This is a genomic window from Wolbachia endosymbiont (group B) of Cyclophora punctaria (genome assembly GCF_964028235.1).
Lineage (GTDB): Bacteria > Pseudomonadota > Alphaproteobacteria > Rickettsiales > Anaplasmataceae > Wolbachia.
Map to the genome: position 1 here is coordinate 362,358 of NZ_OZ034749.1, position 16,926 is coordinate 379,283.

At 34.5% G+C, this 16,926-nt stretch carries 15 protein-coding genes, 2 tRNA genes and 1 pseudogene; 11 read left to right on the forward strand and 7 right to left on the reverse strand.

Features of this window, described 5'->3' with window-relative positions; all coding sequences use genetic code 11:
- Positions 1-16 precede the first annotated feature (16 nt).
- Complete coding sequence (locus tag ABWU33_RS01790) at positions 17-853, forward strand: polysaccharide deacetylase family protein (RefSeq protein ID WP_211908517.1); 837 nt, start codon at positions 17-19, stop codon at positions 851-853.
- Positions 808-2,364, forward strand: coding sequence for a penicillin-binding transpeptidase domain-containing protein (locus ABWU33_RS01795; RefSeq protein ID WP_211908515.1), 1,557 nt, complete (start codon positions 808-810; stop codon positions 2,362-2,364). The genes ABWU33_RS01790 and ABWU33_RS01795 overlap by 46 nt, the downstream gene beginning before the upstream one ends.
- A gap of 100 nt (positions 2,365-2,464) precedes the next feature.
- On the opposite strand, the gene lon is transcribed toward ABWU33_RS01795, so the two are convergent.
- From lon to ABWU33_RS01820, 5 genes are all read right to left on the reverse strand, one after another.
- Positions 2,465-4,918 (reverse strand): endopeptidase La, encoded by a 2,454-nt coding sequence (lon, locus tag ABWU33_RS01800; RefSeq protein ID WP_353280916.1) that lies wholly within the window; start codon positions 4,916-4,918, stop codon positions 2,465-2,467.
- Positions 4,919-4,933: 15 nt separating this feature from the next.
- Positions 4,934-6,211 (reverse strand): ATP-dependent Clp protease ATP-binding subunit ClpX, encoded by a 1,278-nt coding sequence (gene clpX, locus ABWU33_RS01805; RefSeq protein WP_353280917.1) that lies wholly within the window; start codon positions 6,209-6,211, stop codon positions 4,934-4,936.
- The gene (clpP, locus tag ABWU33_RS01810) at positions 6,211-6,837 is read right to left on the reverse strand and encodes an ATP-dependent Clp endopeptidase proteolytic subunit ClpP (RefSeq protein WP_007301999.1); all 627 of its coding nucleotides are present in this window, start codon (positions 6,835-6,837) and stop codon (positions 6,211-6,213) included. The genes clpX and clpP overlap by 1 nt, the downstream gene beginning before the upstream one ends.
- 11 nt (positions 6,838-6,848) lie before the next feature.
- Complete coding sequence (gene tig / locus ABWU33_RS01815; protein WP_353280918.1) at positions 6,849-8,192, reverse strand: trigger factor; 1,344 nt, start codon at positions 8,190-8,192, stop codon at positions 6,849-6,851.
- A gap of 155 nt (positions 8,193-8,347) precedes the next feature.
- Positions 8,348-8,429: transfer RNA gene (locus tag ABWU33_RS01820), tRNA-Leu, on the reverse strand.
- Between the two features lie 256 nt (positions 8,430-8,685).
- Here ABWU33_RS01820 and ABWU33_RS01825 point away from each other — a divergent pair.
- The gene (locus tag ABWU33_RS01825) at positions 8,686-9,285 is read left to right on the forward strand and encodes a BON domain-containing protein (RefSeq protein WP_211908509.1); all 600 of its coding nucleotides are present in this window, start codon (positions 8,686-8,688) and stop codon (positions 9,283-9,285) included.
- A gap of 206 nt (positions 9,286-9,491) precedes the next feature.
- On the opposite strand, the pseudogene ABWU33_RS01830 reads toward ABWU33_RS01825, so the two are convergent.
- Positions 9,492-9,844, reverse strand: a pseudogene (locus ABWU33_RS01830) (transposase); the annotation flags it as partial.
- 81 nt (positions 9,845-9,925) lie between these two features.
- Complete coding sequence (prmC, locus tag ABWU33_RS01835; RefSeq protein WP_353280920.1) at positions 9,926-10,777, reverse strand: peptide chain release factor N(5)-glutamine methyltransferase; 852 nt, start codon at positions 10,775-10,777, stop codon at positions 9,926-9,928.
- A 433-nt stretch (positions 10,778-11,210) separates the two neighbouring features.
- Between prmC and rpsL the strand changes: the two genes are divergently transcribed.
- From rpsL to ABWU33_RS01875, 8 genes are all read left to right on the forward strand, one after another.
- A complete protein-coding gene (rpsL, locus tag ABWU33_RS01840; protein ID WP_010406837.1) occupies positions 11,211-11,585 on the forward strand; it encodes a 30S ribosomal protein S12 in 375 nt (124 codons plus the stop codon).
- Between the two features lie 5 nt (positions 11,586-11,590).
- Positions 11,591-12,067, forward strand: a complete 477-nt coding sequence (rpsG, locus tag ABWU33_RS01845) for a 30S ribosomal protein S7 (protein WP_211908503.1) — start codon at positions 11,591-11,593, stop codon at positions 12,065-12,067.
- 21 nt (positions 12,068-12,088) lie between these two features.
- Positions 12,089-14,164: an elongation factor G gene (gene fusA, locus ABWU33_RS01850; protein WP_211908501.1), complete on the forward strand. Its 2,076-nt coding sequence runs from the start codon at positions 12,089-12,091 to the stop codon at positions 14,162-14,164.
- A gap of 12 nt (positions 14,165-14,176) precedes the next feature.
- Positions 14,177-15,349, forward strand: a complete 1,173-nt coding sequence (gene tuf / locus ABWU33_RS01855) for an elongation factor Tu (protein ID WP_211907845.1) — start codon at positions 14,177-14,179, stop codon at positions 15,347-15,349.
- 12 nt (positions 15,350-15,361) lie between these two features.
- A tRNA-Trp gene (locus tag ABWU33_RS01860) sits at positions 15,362-15,434 on the forward strand.
- 52 nt (positions 15,435-15,486) lie between these two features.
- Entirely contained in the window at positions 15,487-15,654 is a 168-nt protein-coding gene (gene secE / locus ABWU33_RS01865) for a preprotein translocase subunit SecE (RefSeq protein WP_246433261.1), read from the forward strand.
- Entirely contained in the window at positions 15,644-16,480 is an 837-nt protein-coding gene (nusG, locus tag ABWU33_RS01870) for a transcription termination/antitermination protein NusG (RefSeq protein ID WP_353280922.1), read from the forward strand. Before secE ends, nusG begins: the two co-directional genes overlap by 11 nt.
- A 2-nt stretch (positions 16,481-16,482) precedes the next feature.
- On the forward strand, positions 16,483-16,923 hold the full coding sequence (locus ABWU33_RS01875) for a 50S ribosomal protein L11 (RefSeq protein WP_250120083.1): 441 nt from the start codon (positions 16,483-16,485) through the stop codon (positions 16,921-16,923).
- The last annotated feature ends 3 nt before the right edge of the window (positions 16,924-16,926 follow it).

A 16,926-nucleotide genomic window follows, 5' to 3' on the forward strand; every position in this document is an offset into this window, starting at 1 on the left:
ACTTTGCTGATTATATATGTTTATAAGAATAATCGCTTTTCTTTTGCTATATTCAAGCGCAGTTTTCTGTAGTGATTGTAACTTTAACTTACCATATCGTGGGCTCAGTTGTGATTTGGATCTATCATATAGAAATTTAAGTAATATAAAGAAATTATTGAATAACAAAGATAAGTTCGTTGCACTTACGTTTGATGATGGACCGTCTTATAATAGAGCAGGAGATATTATTAATATTCTAGAGAGCAATGAAACAAAAGCGACATTTTTTGTGCTTGGTGAGCGTATAAATAAAAAAACATCTGAAATAGTAAACAAAATCCATAAAGCAGGTCATGAATTAGGTAATCATTCTTGGTCGCATAGGAAGTTGACATCACTTTCAAGTGAGGAGCAATTGCAAGAACTGGAAAAGACAAATGTGGCAATTAAAAATGCAACAGAACAGAATGTAAAATGGTTTCGTCCACCATATGGATGTCACAATGATAATTTGATCGAAAATACTAATCGATTAAATATGTGTTCCATACTATGGACAGTTGATTCTCTGGACTGGCAAGGCGATAAATCAGAGATTCTGGTTGAAAGAGTTTTAAGCAATGTACATAATGGAGCGATTATATTGTTCCATGATCACGATAACAAATCAAATACAGTTGAAGCTTTACCTCAGATTATTAAAATACTAAAAAAATGGGGTTATGAGCTTGTTACCTTAAGTGATTGGGAAAAGAGGATTTGTGATGTGGTGAAAGCTAGAAATATGCCAATAAAAGGAGAAGGAGTGCATTCTAAAGGAATTCTATGTGGACAAAAAACAAGGTCTTCAACCGCAGGGCATTCATATTAGGTGGTATTCAGCTTACTATTTCTGCTATTTTTAGTTATAGGTTGTATACTTTACAAGTACGAGATAGACAAAAATATGAAGTGCTATCCAATAATAATAGGACAAAAGTTGTTACTATTGTGCCTAAACGAGGCAGGATTTTGGATAGGAATAGCGTTGAACTCGCAGTAAACAAAATTTCGTATATTGTTTTATTTGATGGGCAAAAAACCTTTACTAGGGAAGTTGATTTGCAGATGTTATCAGAAATTAAACCTGATACAACAAAATCATCAGATACAAAAATAACTGCTCTTTATAAACGTTATTACCCGTTTGGTTCGATATGTTCTCATATAATCGGATATACAAAAAAACAGCAAGACATAAATGAAGCAGGGGTTAGTGGAATTGAATATACATATGATCATGTATTAAAAGGCAAGACCGGAAAATCTGAGCAGGAAATAAATTCTAAGAAGCGTATCATGAGAGAGTTATCTAGCATACCGCAGCAAGATGGACAAGATATACAGCTAACAATTGATGTTGATTTACAGAAGAAAATTGCAGAGATATTTAAAGACCACCAAGGTTCCACAGTGGTAATTGATGTAAATAACGGAGAAATTTTAGCATTATATAATTCACCTTCTTACGATAATAATCTTTTCACTAGCAGATTATCAAATGAAACTTGGAAAAATTTAAACAATCCTTCATTACCGCTTGTAAACCGTGCATTATCATATCAAATTCCACCTGGTTCAATATTTAAAATAATAGATGCGCTTGCGGGTTTAAAAGATGGAATAATAACACCAGAAGAAAAGTTCTCGTGTAGGGGATATATGAAAATAGGTGAACGAAAATTTCGTTGCCTAAAAAGCAAAGTCCATGGATATGTATCTTTAAACGAGGCAATGGCCTTCTCATGCAACACTTACTTTTATAATATAGGAAAAAAAATAAATGTAGATTCTCTACTAGAAATGGCTAGCAAATTTGGTATAGGAAGTGGACCATTAATTGGAATGTTTAAGGAAGAAGCTCCGGGATTGTTGCCTGATGTGGATTGGCGTGCACGCAAGCTATATTCAGAGTGGTATTTAGGTGATACCATTAACTTAGTTATAGGACAAGGGTATTTACTTACAACGCCATTACAGCTTGCGGTTCTTGCAGCGAGGGTTGCAACAGGAAAGGAGGTAATTCCCCACATTGAGATGAGTAAACCAGGGCAAGACTTTCTTGATATTGATGTGAATCATGAGCATCTTAGTGTGGTTCGAAAAGCTATGTTTGACGTGGTGAATTCTAACTATAGAAAAGGACTAGGCAGTATACAAATTGCTGGCAAAACCGGTACACCAGAGATAAACTCTAAAGGTGAAAGTCATAAATTGTTTATCGCTTATGGCCCCTACCATGATCCGCGCTATGCAATCTCAGTGTTTATAGAACATGGCAAAACTCCACGCCAAGATGTTGCAATTGCTAGTGAGATATTGCAATATATGCTTGAAAAATGAACTTATGAAATTGCCATATATGTTACTTGTAATTTATGTATTCAAATCAGAGCTTTGAGGTTAAAAAAAAAGAAACGAAAATTGCATAAACCTTTTCAATTTAGTGCTTTAATGTTTCTAACGCAGAGAAGGTACTATCTTTATTTTCTATGGAGGAAGGTAGACTATTTTGACTATCACCATCAATTGAAGTAATAGGGCGAGTTAAAGCAATTTTTATAACTTCATCAATATTCTTAACAAAAATTACGTTGATCCCTTCTTTAATATTTGCGGGAATCTCCTGCATATCTTTCTCATTTTCACTTGGTATAATCACAGTTTTGATTGATCCTCTTAGCGCAGCAAGCAATTTTTCTCTCAAGCCCCCGATAGCCAAAACTCTACCGCGCAATGTTACTTCGCCTGTCATAGCAACACTTTTGTTAACTGATATATTTGTCATGAGAGAAACAATAGACGTACATACTGCACTGCCAGCAGAGGGACCATCTTTTGGCACAGCACCTTCAGGTACATGCAAATGTATATCATTATTTTGAAATTTTTCGGGCTTTATACCGAAAAATAAACAATTTGATCGCACATAACTATACGCAGCTTTTATAGACTCTTGCATAACTTCTCCAAGCTTTCCTGTATATTTTATCTCCCCTTTACCAGGAATTAGGACTGACTCTATCATCAAAATATCACCACCTGTTTCAGTATAGGCAAGACCAGTTACTATCCCTACCAAACTCTCATTTTCTGCAATGCCAAAGGTATACTTACGTACCCCTAGATAATCTTGTAAATTACCAATCTCTACAGATATTTTCTTATTTTTATCAGTTAATATTGCTTTAACTGCTTTTCTCATGAGTTTTGCAAGTTCCCTTTCCATGCTTCGCACGCCGCTTTCACGTGTATATAAACGTATCAACTCGTATAATGCTTCATTGGTTATTTCCCACTCCTTCTGATGCAAACCATGCTCTTTTTTTAATTTTGGAATAAGGTGATGTGTAGCAATACTGATCTTCTCGTCTTCGGTATACCCAGATAATTGTATAATTTCCATCCTATCACGCAAAGGATGCGGTAAATTTAAGCTATTTGCTGTGGCTACAAACATTACACTTGAAAGATCAAACTCAACTTCCAAGTAATGATCTGTAAAATGTTTATTGTGCTCAGTATCCAAAACCTCAAGTAATGCAGATGCAGGATCACCACGCGAATCAGAACCCATCTTATCTATTTCATCAAGAAGGAAAAGCGGGTTGCATGAATTAGCTTTTTTCATGTGTTGAATGATTTTACCAGGCATTGAGCCAATATAAGTTTTCCTGTGTCCTCGTATTTCAGACTCATCACGTATACCACCAAGAGATATGCGAACAAAATCTCTTCCTACTGCTTTTGCCATAGACTTAGCTAAAGAAGTTTTACCAACACCAGGTGGTCCAACTAAGCAAAGTATAGGACCCTTTATCTCTTTTACTCTCTTTAATACTGCTAAAAATTCTATTATTCTATCTTTTACTTTCTCTATGCCATAATGATTTTCATCTAAGATTTTTTTAGCCGCATTTAAGTTAATTTTTGCATCTTTGTACTTTCTCCATGGTAAATCAAGCAACCAATGCAAGTAACTAGATATAACTGTTGCTTCAGGAGAAATGGGATTCATTTTCTTATATCTCTTTAAGTCAGTTATGGCTTTCTCTTTTGCTTCTTCAGAAAGCTTTGTTTCATTTATCTTTTTTTCAAATTCATTGAGTATATTCCCTTCATCTCCATTTTCAAACTCACCTAATTCTTTCTGTATAGCTTTTAATTGCTCATTAAGGTAAACTCTTTGAGTACTTTCAACCTGTGATTTAATTGTCTTATACAAGCGGTTTTGTGCACTCAAAATACTTATTTCTCTCTCAATAAGAGCAAAAACTTTTTTTAAACGCTCTTTTGGGTTATAAACTTCAAGTATGTTTTGCTTATCTGATACCTTTATATTTAAGTGCGAAGCTATCATATCTACAATTTGATTAACCTCTTTAACTTGATCAATGGGGTCAATAATAATCTCGGGCCGACTTTTCTTGCTTAGTTTACACCAATTGTCGAATGCATCTATAACAGAACGCCTTAAAGCTTCTAAATCAATATTGTCTTCATTTTCTCCATACTCATAATGACCATCCAACGCTACTCTGGCCTCTAACAAAGTGTGAGAGCTAATATATTCTATAACTCTTCCCCTTCTTACCCCATGAATCATGACTTTTACTGCATTGTCAGGCAGTTTTATTAATGGTTGTATAATATTTGCTAACACGCCTACTTCATAAAGATTCTCTGGCTCTGGATTATCAATAGAACCATCTTTTTGTGCTATGAGAAAAATCTCGTTTTGGTGACTACTGCTACTTATTGCATACTCTAGTGCATGAACAGATTTTTCTCTACCTACGAATAAAGGCAGCATTATATTTGGAAAAATTACTACATCTCTTAGAGGTAATACTGGTAATACAGTAGAATTAAAGTTTACAGCATGTCCAATATTCATAATATATGCCTCAAATTAATCATTAACCGTTATAACACTACCCTTATTATTATGATTAATCGTCGCTTTGCCTAATTCTACCATTTTCTTAGTAACCGTTATAGTTCTACCTTCAAAACCTCCGTTGCCGGATATATACATAACATCAAGCAAAAGTGACTCTAAGATAGCACGTAACATCCTTGCACCTGTTTTATAGCTTATAGCTTTTTTAGCAATAGCTGATATTGCTTCATCTGAAAACTCAAGGTTTACTTTACTAAATGCAAGCAATGCTTTATATTGTTTTACTAGCGCATTTCTTGGCTCTGTCAACACATGTATTAAATCCTCGTGATCAAGCTCATCTAGAACGGCAGTTATTGGAACCCGTCCTACAAATTCGGGTATCAAACCGAATTTGATTAAGTCCTCAGGTTGAGCATCGCGTAAAGCATTTTTTTTCTTTTGTGCTTTAGACTGACTTATATCCGCTCCAAAGCCAACTGATGTTCCCTTTTTTCTTGCCTCAATAATTTTATTTAGGCCTTCAAAAGCTCCTCCACAAATAAATAGTATGTTACTAGTGTCTACTTGTATAAACTCTTGTTGCGGGTGTTTTCGCCCTCCTTGTGGAGGAACATAAGCAACCGTACCTTCCATGATTTTTAGTAGAGCTTGTTGGACCCCTTCACCTGAAACATCACGGGTTATTGAAGCGCTTTCAGACTTTCTTGTGATCTTGTCTATTTCATCGATAAACACTATACCATGCTGTGCCTTTGCAACATCATAATTTGCAGCTTGTAATAGACGTGACAACACGCTTTCTACATCATCACCTACATAACCTGCCTCAGTCAAAGTTGTCGCATCGGCCATAGCAAATGGCACATCTGAAACTTTAGCAAGTGTTTTTGCTAGCAAAGTCTTACCAGAACCAGTAGGGCCAATAAGCATTATATTTGACTTCTCAATTTCAATATCACTTATAGAATGAAGTTGCACCATGGATTGACAATGGTTATACATAGCCACAGATAAAACGTGTTGCGCATGTTCCTGACCTACAACATGCTTACTAAGAAAATTTTTTATATCTTCAGGTTTCTTTAGTAATAGCTTCATATCAGATATATGATCTGAATTAAAAGCTCTCTCTTTCTTTTGACTTATTGCTTTATGGGATAACTCTATGCATTCATTACAAATGAACACCTTTAAACCATCTGAAGAGTTAGTAATCAATTTATCTACTTCGTTTTGTGCCTTGTTACAAAAAGAACAGTAGTGTAAATCATTATTGTTATCCATTAAACTACCTTTTGTTTAACTTTAATATTTTCAATCTTCATATCTTTACGCTCAGCTATTACTCTGTCAATTAAGCCAGTTTTCATTGCTTCTTCAGGATCCATGAATTTATCTCTTTCCATCATTTCTTCAATTTTCTTTAGTGAATTTCCAGTATGTTTTTCATAAATTTGATTTAATTTTTTCTTAACTCGCAAAATTTCATTAGCATGTATTTCTATATCAGTTGCTTGCCCATGATAACCACCAGATGGCTGATGTATCATAATTCTTGAATGAGGTAGCGAGTAACGTTTACCCTCTGCACCAGCTGTAAGCAACAAAGAACCCATAGATGCAGCTTGACCTATACACAAAGTTGAAACGTCTGGATTTATATACTGCATTGTATCGTAGATCGACAAACCAGCAGTTACAACACCACCTGGTGAGTTAATATACATACAAATGTCTTTATCGGGATTTTCCGATTCTAAAAATAAAAGCTGTGCTACTATTACGCTGGCCATGTTGTCTTCAATAGGGCCAGTTACGAAAATTATTCTTTCTTTTACTAGCCTTGAATATATGTCATAAGCCCGCTCACCGCGACTAGTTTGTTCAACTACAATTGGTATAAGAGTCATACCTTTTCCTATCAAATATTATCAAATAATTCCTTTAATTCTTTCACAGAAACAATCTGTTCTTCTTTACTAGCTTTTTCTATCATATAATCTGTCACTTTATACTCAAGCGCTTGCCCTCTAACTAATTCCTGAAATTGTCCGTCTGATTTAAAATGTTTAAATACTCTGTCAAATGATACATCTTTACTGACATATTGATTTACAATAACATTCATAATATCACTTTGAGTTAATGATATTTCATGTTCTTTACTGAACTCCATAAATAGCATTGCAAGCTTTACGCGTCTTTCAGCTTCTTTACAAGAATCATCTTTAGCATTCAACTCTCTTTCCACTCTCTGCTGTTCCTGTTTTACTACTTCTATAGGCAAATCAAAACTATAACTAGCATCCAAACAATCAAATAGCTCTTTCTTAATTAAGAGATCTCCCATTTCTTTACACTGATTATCAATTACTTCTTTTACATGATTTATTAGCGAAGAATGATCTTCAAAACCAATTCTCCTAGCTATTTCATTATCACTTTGCAAATCTTTGGCAATCTGAATATCATTAACTCGAACAGAAAAAGCAGCCTCCTGCCCCGCAAGGGAAATTACCTGATAATCTTCAGGAAATCTCAACTTAAAGCTTTTTGTTTCCCCTTTTTTCATGCCAATTAATTGATCTTCAAAACCATTTATAAATGTTCCAGATCCTAAATTAACAGTAAAATTTTTGCCACTTCCACCTTGAAAGAGCTTATTTCTAATTCGCCCTTCAAAGTCAATTATCAGTTTATCCTCGTTTTTTGCTTGATAAGAAGCATCATTAACAGAGACAAGGTTAGGAAATTTTGTTTTTATAGAATCAATAAATTCTTTTATGTCTCCTTCTTTGATTTTTGCCTTAACTTTCTTCAAATTTATTTTATCAAGATCTATTACTGGCACTTTTGGCATCGATTCAAAAGATAATTTGTACAGAAAGTCGCCTTTTTCATCCTTTTTATCCAGGTTTGGTAATGACATAATATCAACCTTAGGATGGATGTTAGACTTAACTTCGATTTTTTTCATTAAATCACTTGAGCAATAGTCAATCGTATCTTGTATCACATATTCCAAAGCTTCGTTTTTATAATTTGTAACAACAAGATCGTAAGGCATCTTTCCAGATCTAAATCCAGGCAGTTTTGCATCCTTCGCTATTTCTTGTAATCTAGAGTTTATCTTTTGTTCTATATAATCACTACTAACTGTGATTTCATACTCATACTTTAGTTTATCTACACTAAGTTCCTTATAGGTATATATATTACTTAATGTATCTGCTTCGACTGCATTTTGAGTTATATTACTAGACATTACAACCTGTTATCAATATTTTATTTATGTTTTAATAAAGCCATTTTACCAGAATTTAAGTTAAATACAATCCTTAAGAACAGGTTCTTATACAAACAAAAGTGTACTTAGTAATTATAAATTTTCTCTTAAAACCTGAGTTACATGACTTTAAGTGCGGATAGAGGGACTTGAACCCCCACGAGCAAGCTCACCAGGACCTAAACCTGGCGCGTCTACCAATTTCGCCATATCCGCAAGAACCCTTCATTAACTTATAGATAACCACTTCTGTCATCTTATGCAATTTAAAGATTAGATTTTAATACTACAGACTGAACTTATAATACTGGTTAACTCCACTATGAATCTAAGCCTGAATTACTTTAACTAACATTATTAAGATAAGTACTGTCTTAGAAATATTCAAGGCTTATTCAATTTATAGTATTTACACAATAAAAAAAGCTTATTAATATTCTTTAATTAAAGCTCTAAACTCTGGAGATTAATAATGAGATTAATAGCAAGCTTCTTACTCGCAATTTTTCTGATTACACAGAGTGGCTGTACGACTCTTGTGAGTGGTATAGTGGTAACAGCAACTGCAGCGGCTACAGCAATAACAATGCAAGATAAATCCTTGGGAAACATTATTGATGATACAACTATAGTAATAAGAATCAATAAGGGACTCTTAAAACACGGACTATTCTCATCTATAAAAGTTAAAGTGAGTGAAGGAAGAGTATTACTCATTGGAAATGTTGATAATCATGAAAAGCAACTCACGGCAGAGAAAATAGCTTGGCAGCAAAAAGAGATTAAAGAAGTGATAAATGAAATAAGAGTTACACCAATTAAAATGTCTTCTATGCTAGATGTTACTGTCGATGGTATGATAACAGCAGAGATAAGCACGAGGCTTCTGGGAAAAAGAAATATTAAATCAATTAATTATAGCGTTAATACAGTTGATAGAGTCGTTTATTTGATGGGTATAGCTCAAAATAAGGCGGAATTAAAAGCTGTAATAGCAATTGCAAGAAAAGTAAAAGGAGTAAAGCAAGTTGTAAGCTATGTGAGATATAGACATAGCAAATTGCGTCATTGATGAAAATTTACTTGAGTGTCAGTATCATGTAGCTAAGCCATAAAACTCCTTTAGAAATTTCGTCAGTTCACTCTTATGGTATGTATAACAATGTTACAAAAAATAATATCATAGAATTCAATAGAATAATTCCTAGAAAATCTCTACATACTAAAAAAAGTAAAATGCTATTTAAATAAGCTTAAGAATAAATAGCAAACATCTATATCTTGTGCGATATGGCGTTTTATTCCTGAGATTTTTTTACCAGAGTCATAGCCTTTTTCTTCATCAGTGTCTGCGTTCTTTACACTCTGAGCGTCAATTATGCAAAAGCTGGTTTTTTCTTTCCTTTTACTTTTTCACTCCATTTTTGAAATAATCATAACAATTGCGCCGTCTTGGAAACTCTTTTGGTAGCATCCTCCATTGATAACCACTTTTTAGGGTGTACAATACTCCGCAAAATATATCATACAAATCAAGTTTTCTTGGTTTTGTTTTTTCCACAAGACTCCAGATCTGGTGAAATAATCTCAAACTTCTCTCGACTTATGTCACTTGGGTATACACTCCTCATATATCCTAATTTATACACTCTATTTCTTACTTTATGCCTTTCTTGAGATTATGAACAGGTTCTTAGAAAGCTAGCGTTCTACTAGTCATGTTCTTTATCTTGCTTTACAACAATGCATCTTTTCATTCCAGCCAAGTCGTATACGTATTCCTGAAAAGCCAGTCCATATAAGGGTATTATTTTGTCAATATTGCTTTGATCTTCGCCTATTTCCAGTATCGCAAACCCATCTTTTTTAAGGCACTTTTTCAATATTGGAAAAATACTCAGGTAACAGCTCAATCCATCGATACCACCATCAAGAGCAATTCTTGGCTCTTTTTGTACTTCAGCTTGCAGATCTTTTAACTTACTTCTTTTGATATATGGAGGATTGCTTATTATGAGATCAAATAAATCTCTACATTCTGTCCACGAATTTGGAAATATTTTAGCTCTGTTGAGAAGATTATGTTTCTTTGTGTTCTGGCAGGTAATTTTGTATGCTTCCAGGCTTTTTTCAAAACCAACTCCAATAGCATATTCATACTCACTAAGTATGGAGATCAACAAACAGCCTGTGCCTGTGCCAAAATCTGCAATTTTTATTTTTTGCTTCTTATTTTGGTAATATTTTAACACTGTTGAAATTACTGTTTCACTATCTGGTCTTGGATCTAGAACATGTTGGTTAACTATAAAATTTTTACTCCAGAATTCACGATTACCTATTATTTGCGATATTGGATATCTTTCTGCTCTTTTTTTTGTTAATTGCCAGAATAGAAGTTCTTTGTTTCTTGGTACCTGATTGGTGTGATTCATGATTGTGAATGATCTTTCTACTCCAAGTACGTACTGCATGATGATTTCACAATCCAAATGTGGTGATTCAATTCTATGTGATGATAGTAGCTTTGACCCTTCTTTAATTAAAGCGCTGATTGTTTTCATTATTCTAAAAACGTGTTCCTTGTATACAAGAACAGCAAAATTGAGTATAGAATTTTGAACTTAGGGTAGCTGCATTAAATCTAAGTGTCAAGAGTAGGATTGTAAAAATCATCTGGCTTTACTGGTAATTCGGTTAGTATTTTTGCATTAATGTTAGAAGCTCTTGGCTCTATTATAAGGATTATTTTCTGCATATTCTTTGATAGCTATCACAGTATATTACTTGTTCCATATCTATATTAATTCGACCACAGCAAGTGATAATTTCTTAATATTAAAACCAATATGCGCTTTAGCATATAATTATCGGTAGCTTTCAAAGCAATTAGGCTGAGATTATTAGAGTAGTAATGTTTATTTTTATATTGACTATTGAGGTTTATTATTTTATAACTAAGACTTAGTTGTTTTCAGAGTTTTAAATTTACAGTATATGCCTACGATAAATCAATTAATATGTAAAGGTAGATCAGGGTTAACTCGCAAGAAGAAGGTGCCAGCTTTGGGAAAATGCAATCCTCAAAGAAGGGGTGTTTGCACTAAGGTATATACTACAACTCCTAGAAAGCCTAATTCAGCACTACGTAAGGTAGCTAGAGTAAAGATTAGTGGATACGGTGAAGTGACGGCTTATATACCTGGCGAAGGTCATAATTTACAAGAGCATTCCGTTGTTTTAATACGTGGTGGGCGAGTTAAGGATTTGCCGGGTGTACGTTATCACATAATAAGAGGTGCTCTTGATCTGCGTGGTGTGCAAAATCGAAAGAAAGCTCGTTCAAAATATGGTGTAAAGAAATCTGGTTAAAATTTATGGCACGTCGTAATAAAGCAAAAAAAAGAACAAGCCCTGACTCTCGTTATGGTAGTGTCTTGCTTATGCGTTTTATTAATATAATTATGAAATGTGGTAAAAAATCTATTGCAGAAAAGATTGCTTATAGTGCTTTGTCCTTAGCTGAAAAGAAAATAGGCAAAGATGCCTTATCAATTTTTGAAACAGCAGTAGAAAATGTTACCCCTTCTATAGAAGTACGCTCTCGGCGTATTGGTGGTGCAACTTATCAAGTCCCTGTTGAAATTCGTCAAGATAGAGCAATTTCTTTGGCATTAAGGTGGATTGCTAGAGCAACTTCTGCTGCTCGAAAAAAGAGCGGTAGAACTACTATTTATTGTTTGCAGTCTGAAATATTAGATGCTTATAATAAATGTGGTGGTGCATTTAAGATGTGTGAAGAAAAGTATAAAATGGCTGAAGCTAATAAGGCATTTTCTCATCTTCGTTTTTAATATTAGCTGATTGATTGTGGTATGGAAGTTTTAATATCTAGGTATAGAAATATAGGAATAATGGCTCATATAGATGCTGGCAAGACCACCACAACAGAGCGTATTTTATTTTATACTGGTAAACAAAATAGGATTGGTGAAGTGCACGATGGTGCGGCTTCTATGGATTGGATGGAGCAAGAGAAGGAGCGTGGCATTACAATTACCTCTGCTGCAACAACATGTTTTTGGAATGATCATAGGATTAATATAATAGATACTCCTGGTCATGTTGATTTCACTATTGAGGTTGAGAGATCTTTGAGGGTTTTGGATGGTGCAGTTGCTGTATTTGATGGAGTTGCTGGAGTTGAGCCTCAGTCTGAGACAGTTTGGCGTCAAGCTGATAAATATACCGTTCCTCGTATCTGCTTTGTTAATAAAATGGATAGAATCGGGGCAAATTTTTATCGATGTGTCGATATGATAAAAACAAAGCTTGGCGCATCACCTTTAGTTATTCAGTTGCCAATAGGAAGTGAGAAAGATTTTAAAGGCATAATCGATCTTATTTCTATGAAAGCTATTATATGGCAAGAAGAAACATTGGGCGCTAAATTTTCTTATGAAGATATTCCTTCCGATTTGCTTGATAAGGCTCAAGAGTATCGAAATCTTTTATTAGATGCTGCAGCTGAAATGGATGATGAGGCGATAAATACTTACTTTGAATCTAACGATCTGCCAATTGATTTATTGAAAAAGTGTGTGAGAAATGGGACCATTAAAAGAAAATTTGTCCCTGTATTATGTGGGTCAGCTTTTAAAAACAAAGGCGTGCAATCACTTTTAGATGGTGTGGTTGATTTTTTACCCTCTCCTATTGATATTGATGTAATTATTGGAACTGATCCTAAAGATTCAGAAAAGAAAATTGAGATCAAACCTTCAGAAAAAGAGAAATTCGTTGCTCTTGCGTTTAAAGTGATGACGGATAAATTTGTAGGTAGCTTGACGTTTATTCGTATTTATTCTGGTAAGTTAAAATCTAAATCTGCTGTGTTAAATGCTGGAAAGAATGAGACTGAAGGAATTGGTAGAATGTTGCTTATGCATGCAAATAACAGAGAAGATATAAACGAAGCTAAAGTTGGCGATATAGTTGCCTTAGTTGGATTAAAGAAAACAATTACTGGTGATACTTTATGTTCATCTGATTTTCCTATACTATTAGAGCGTATGGAATTTCCTGATCCTGTTATTGAAACTGCTATAGAACCGAAAACTACCTCAGATCAGGAAAAATTAGGTGTTGCTTTGAATAGATTGGTTGCAGAAGATCCTTCTTTAAGGATGTCAGTAAATGCGGAGAGTGGGCAGACTATATTGAAAGGTATGGGTGAGCTGCATCTTGAGATTATTATTGATAGAATGAAGCGCGAGTTTAATGTTGAAGCTAACGTTGGTGCGCCTCAAGTTGCATATCGTGAAACTATCACTAAATCTGTTGAAATTGATTATACTCATAAAAAACAATCAGGTGGTGCTGGTCAGTTTGCTAAAGTTAAAATAAAATTCGAACCTCTTGAGCCTGGTTTTGGCTTTCAGTTTGAAAGTAAAATTGTAGGCGGTGCTATTCCAAAAGAGTATATACCTGGAGTGCAAAATGGCTTAGAGTTGATAAAAGAAGGTGGTATAATTTCTGGCTTTCCATTGATTGATTTTAAGGCTACTCTTCTTGATGGTGCTTTTCATGATGTTGATTCTAGTCCTTTGGCTTTTGAACTTGCTGCTAAAGGTGCTTTTAAGGAAATGGCAAATAAAGCTGGTCCAAAAATGCTAGAACCTATAATGAAAGTGGAAATCATTACTCCTGAAGAATATATGGGTGATGTTATGGGTGATATAAATAGTAGAAGAGGCAGTGTTGTTGATATGCTGGATTTAGGTAATAATAGCAAAATAATTACTGCTTCGGTTCCTCTTGCCAATATGTTTGGTTATATAAATGTTTTGCGTTCTATATCTCAGGGAAGAGCTCAGTATAGTATGCATTTTTCTTGTTATGAACAAGTGCCACAATATGTGGTTGATGAGTTAAAGTTAAAGTATAATTAAAGGTTAGTAATTATGACAGCGATAGTAGAAGCATTTGGAAAGCCGCATGTAAACGTGGGAACGATAGGACATGTGGATCATGGGAAGACAACGTTAACAGCGGCGATAACAAAGCATTATGGTAATTTTGTAGCATATGATCAAATAGATAAAGCGCCAGAAGAGAGAAAGAGAGGTATAACAATAGCAACAGCGCATGTTGAATATCAAACAGAAAAGAGACACTATGCACACGTTGATTGCCCTGGACATGCTGATTATGTAAAGAATATGATAGTAGGTGCAGCACAGATGGATGCAGCGATATTGGTAGTGTCAGGGGTTGATGGGCCGATGCCACAAACGAGAGAGCATATATTGCTGGCAAAACAGGTGGGTGTTGGATATATCGTGGTATATATAAATAAAGCTGATGTTGCTGATGCTGATATGATAGATTTGGTAGAAATGGAAGTGAGAGAGTTGCTGAGTAAGTATGGATTTCCAGGTGATGAAGTGCCTATGATAGTTGGGTCTGCGTTAAAAGCATTAGAGGATGATAGTAGTGAGTATGGAAAGAAATCAATAGATAAATTGATGGAGAAGTTAGATGAGTATGTGGCAGTACCTCCAAGGCCTATAGATTTGCCGTTTTTGTTGCCAATAGAAGATGTATTTTCAATATCGGGCCGAGGGACGGTAGTAACAGGAAGAATAGAGAAGGGGGAGATAAAGACAGGGGACGAGATAGAGATAATAGGTCTGAAAGGGACGCAAAAGACGATATGTACTGGTGTTGAGATGTTTAAGAAGTTGCTAGATAAGGGAAGTGCAGGACTCAATGTAGGAATACTACTAAGAGGAACAAAGAGAGAAGAAGTGGAGAGAGGGCAAGTATTGGCAAAACCAGGGACAATAACCCCGCATAAGAAATTTAATGCGGAGGTGTATATATTGAAGAAAGAAGAAGGAGGAAGGCATACACCATTTTTTGGAAATTATCAGCCACAGTTTTATTTAAGGACAACGGATGTAACTGGGAGCATAAAATTGCTAGATGGAAAGGAGATGGTAATGCCAGGGGACAATGTAAGTATAGAAGTGGAGTTGCAAGTACCAATAGCAATGGATAAAGGATTGCGTTTTGCGATAAGAGAAGGTGGTAGAACTGTTGGTTCTGGGGTTGTTTCGGAAATTTTAGAGTAAACTTTGAATTATAGGAGTGTAGCTCAATCGGTAGAGCGCTGGTCTCCAAAACCAGAGGTTGTAGGTTCAATTCCTATCGCTCCTGCATTAATATTATGGTAGAAATGTTAAAAAACCTGTATGTTTTTTTTTGCGATATGAAGCAAGAAATAAGGAGAATTGCTTGGATAAAAAAACAGCAAGTATTGTCATCTTTGTTTATTGTAATAATTGTTATATTATGCTTTTCGATTTTCTTTTGCTTCGTAGATTTTATGTCTCTTTACATAATTAAGACTTTATTTGGAATTATTTATGGAATATAAGTATAAATGGTATATCATTAAAGTCGATTACGGGTATGAGAAGGATATATGCGAGTTGGCAATCAATACTGTTTACTTTAAGGAGGTGTTTATTCCTTATCAGACAGTATGTGATGTAAAATCTGATATAAAAGAGTTATGTGAAGTATATATATGTATGCATCTGTGTGATGAAAGCAAAAATATTTTGAATCAAATGACTGGGTTTTGTGGTGATGAGTCTGGTCATTTTGAGATGATTTCAGATGATGAAGTAATTTTAAAACGTAAGGAATTTAATAGGTATAAGTGGTACATTTTAAGAGTTGCCTCTAATTATGAAGAGAAAGTGCGCCAATATATATTAGAAAATTCTATGAGATTGAATATTAATAATTATTTTAATAGGGTTTTTATTCCTTGTGAAGAATTAAGTGAGATGGATTTAAAATTTAAAAAAAATGCTAAACGAAGGAAGTCCTTTCCTGGTTATGTCTTTTTATACATGAATTTATGCGATGAGGTATTAAATTTTATTAATAATATACCAAAATCTCTTAAGGTTTATGGATTTTTGAAAAATGGTAATGTTCCAAAGGTGATTGAGGATAATGAGATTCGCTCAATGTGTAGTGCGCTTTACAATGCTCAAGAAACGAAAAAGTTGAGTTATGGTTATGAGAAAGGTGAAAAAGTAAAAATTAATGATGGTCTTTTTCAAAATTTTACTGGTAAGGTAGATATGGTAAATGACGAGAAAAAAATTATTAATGTTGAAGTATCAATCTTAGGTAAGCCAACAATAATAGAGCTTGATTTGGCTCAAGTAGAGAAAATAGAGGATTAATTATGAGTAATATAGTTGCTAAGATTAACTTACTTATGGAAGCTGGGAAAGCAGTTCCAGGACCGAAAATTGCTTCAGTACTTGGCCCGCGTGGTATACCTGTTCCTAAATTTTGTGAAGCTTTTAATAAAGCTACTAGCGCTGCTAACGCTAGTCATAAAGTAGGTGATTTAGTAACAGTGAGAATTTCCATAAAGGATGATCGCTCTCATGATTTTACTGTCAGCGGTCCACCTGTGGCTTATTTGCTTAAGCAGGAAGCTAAATTAAGTAAAGGTTCTGGTAATTCTGGTAAAGAATTAGTGGCTAAATTATCTATGTCTGCTATCATTAAAGTGGCAAAGTGTAAGATGGTTGATATGAAAGTGGATAATGAAGATTCAGCAGTGAAGATGGTTATAGGCACTGCAAAATCTATGGGTATAGAAGTTGTGGAAGGTTAGGTA

Bases quoted from the DNA above. Each gene is read 5' to 3' on its own strand.
- secE (WP_246433261.1), top strand. From the start codon at position 15,487: ATGAAGCAAGAAATAAGGAGAATTGCTTGGATAAAAAAACAGCAAGTA.
- prmC (WP_353280920.1), bottom strand. From the start codon at position 10,777: ATGAAAACAATCAGCGCTTTAATTAAAGAAGGGTCAAAGCTACTATCA.
- ABWU33_RS01790 (WP_211908517.1), top strand. From the start codon at position 17: ATGTTTATAAGAATAATCGCTTTTCTTTTGCTATATTCAAGCGCAGTT.
- ABWU33_RS01875 (WP_250120083.1), top strand. From the start codon at position 16,483: ATGAGTAATATAGTTGCTAAGATTAACTTACTTATGGAAGCTGGGAAA.
- rpsG (WP_211908503.1), top strand. From the start codon at position 11,591: ATGGCACGTCGTAATAAAGCAAAAAAAAGAACAAGCCCTGACTCTCGT.
- ABWU33_RS01825 (WP_211908509.1), top strand. From the start codon at position 8,686: ATGAGATTAATAGCAAGCTTCTTACTCGCAATTTTTCTGATTACACAG.
- tig (WP_353280918.1), bottom strand. From the start codon at position 8,192: ATGTCTAGTAATATAACTCAAAATGCAGTCGAAGCAGATACATTAAGT.
- nusG (WP_353280922.1), top strand. From the start codon at position 15,644: ATGGAATATAAGTATAAATGGTATATCATTAAAGTCGATTACGGGTAT.
- clpX (WP_353280917.1), bottom strand. From the start codon at position 6,211: ATGGATAACAATAATGATTTACACTACTGTTCTTTTTGTAACAAGGCA.
- clpP (WP_007301999.1), bottom strand. From the start codon at position 6,837: ATGACTCTTATACCAATTGTAGTTGAACAAACTAGTCGCGGTGAGCGG.
- tuf (WP_211907845.1), top strand. From the start codon at position 14,177: ATGACAGCGATAGTAGAAGCATTTGGAAAGCCGCATGTAAACGTGGGA.
- rpsL (WP_010406837.1), top strand. From the start codon at position 11,211: ATGCCTACGATAAATCAATTAATATGTAAAGGTAGATCAGGGTTAACT.
- ABWU33_RS01795 (WP_211908515.1), top strand. From the start codon at position 808: ATGTGGACAAAAAACAAGGTCTTCAACCGCAGGGCATTCATATTAGGT.
- lon (WP_353280916.1), bottom strand. From the start codon at position 4,918: ATGAATATTGGACATGCTGTAAACTTTAATTCTACTGTATTACCAGTA.
- fusA (WP_211908501.1), top strand. From the start codon at position 12,089: ATGGAAGTTTTAATATCTAGGTATAGAAATATAGGAATAATGGCTCAT.